2 protein-coding genes are annotated in these 1,715 nt (G+C 43.4%); both read right to left on the bottom strand.

The window, feature by feature from the left end; all coding sequences use genetic code 11:
* Positions 1-232: 232 nt before the first annotated feature.
* Positions 233-871 carry a signal peptidase II gene (lspA, locus tag VLN09_RS06825; RefSeq protein ID WP_325244935.1) on the bottom strand — a complete coding sequence of 213 codons (639 nt, stop codon included), beginning with the start codon at positions 869-871 and terminating at the stop codon, positions 233-235.
* Positions 864-1,715: class I tRNA ligase family protein (locus VLN09_RS06820; RefSeq protein WP_325244933.1), on the bottom strand; the 852-nt coding region annotated here is incomplete at its 5' end. The genes lspA and VLN09_RS06820, both read right to left, overlap by 8 nt.

The raw sequence follows: 1,715 nt of genomic DNA, 5'->3' as shown, positions 1-1,715 counted from the left end.
CCTTAAAAACGCTATGGTACTGCTGGTATAAATTTTTTGCAGCCTCTGTCTGCGTAGGCACAGCAAGCAAGAAAAATTGATATCAGCAGTACGTTATGTATCGATATTGCTTTTCCCTGATTATATAACTCATAGATTTTTAAATAGTAGGAATAAGAGCCAAAAAAAAGGTGGCTTTACGTATACGTAAAGCCACCTTTTTTATTGATAAAGCTATCTGATATGAGACGCGTTAAACTTCACGTTTCTTTTCTAGAAACAGCATATCAATCACAATCATTGTCACACCGATACAGATACCAATATCAGCAATATTAAAGATAGGATAATGCCAAACATCAGCATAATGCACATGGATAAAATCGATGACATGACCATGTAATAAGCGATCGATTAAATTACCTACGGCACCGCCTAATACTAAGGCTAACCCTAGTGATAACAGCTTAGCTTGTCGAGGCGCTTTAGCTAGATAGCCTATCAAGAACAGCGACATCAATAGCGCCAGTCCTGCAAAAAACCACTTTTGCCAACCGCCAGCATCTGCCAAAAAGCTAAAAGCCGCGCCGTAGTTGTAGGCAAGTGTCCAATTTAGAAACGGCTCGATGACAGGCACAGGTTCAAGAAAAGTCAGATTGGTTTCAGCCAACCATTTTGTCCACTGATCAAAAATAACCACGACCAGTGACAACAGATACCAGTTAAGCGCAAGGCGACCATTAGCTACCATCTTTGGTGTCTTATTCAAGCGACTTTTAGGTGTCGATGAGCTACCCGTAGTTGCATGAGCCGGTTTAGGTGAATTATCGACTTCGATAGACGGCTGTTTATCATCCGGTAAGTTCGTGGGATTAGGCGTTAAATTAGGCATAGTGGCGCACCTCGCCGTCACCGCTGACGTTAGTTGCACAGCGAGCACATAATTCTGAATGTGTGCTATCTGTGCCAATGTCATCACGGATATGCCAGCAGCGCACGCACTTGGTACCGGTTGCAGCATTTACTTCGACGACTAAATCTGCCGCTGAACTATTACTGTCCGCTTGTTCATCTGTGCTTGCTACATTAGCAGGGGCAGAACTCAAAGGTTTTAAAGTTGCGCTACTGGTAATGAGTACAAAACGCAGCTCTTCACCAAGCTTAGCTAGGCTTTCATGCATAGCGCCATCAGCATATAGATTGACGTCAGCGGATAAGTTGGCATTGATGATTTTTTCGCCACGTGCCGTTTCGATATGTTTATTAACCATATCTTTTGCGAGCATGATACGTTGCCAGTCATCGTTACTGATGGCGCTCAGCTCAAACTCTGGGAAGGTATACCATTCCTCAGTAAACACATAGCTATCAGCACCATGTAATACTTCCCATGCTTCTTGCGCGGTAAAGGATAAAATCGGTGTAATCCAACGAATAAGTGCATGAGCAATATGATAAATAGCCGTTTGCGCAGAGCGGCGCGGCTGACCATCGGTTTGGGTGGTGTACTGGCGGTCTTTGATAATATCTAAATAGAAGCTACCCAAGTCTTGCGAGCAGAAGGCGGTGATATGTTGCGTGACTTGGTGAAAGTCCATCGCATCATAAGCATTGATGATTTGTGCTTGTACTGTTTGTGCACGCTCAATGATAAATTTATCAAGGCTCACCAATTCGTTGATATCCACGCTATTGGTAGTAGGATCAAAATCATCAGTATTGGCAAGCAAGAAGCG

This window comes from Psychrobacter sp., from assembly GCF_035469765.1.
GTDB lineage: Bacteria > Pseudomonadota > Gammaproteobacteria > Pseudomonadales > Moraxellaceae > Psychrobacter.
The sequence above is the reverse complement of the archived record's forward strand: the minus strand, read 5'-3'. Positions and strand labels throughout refer to the sequence as shown.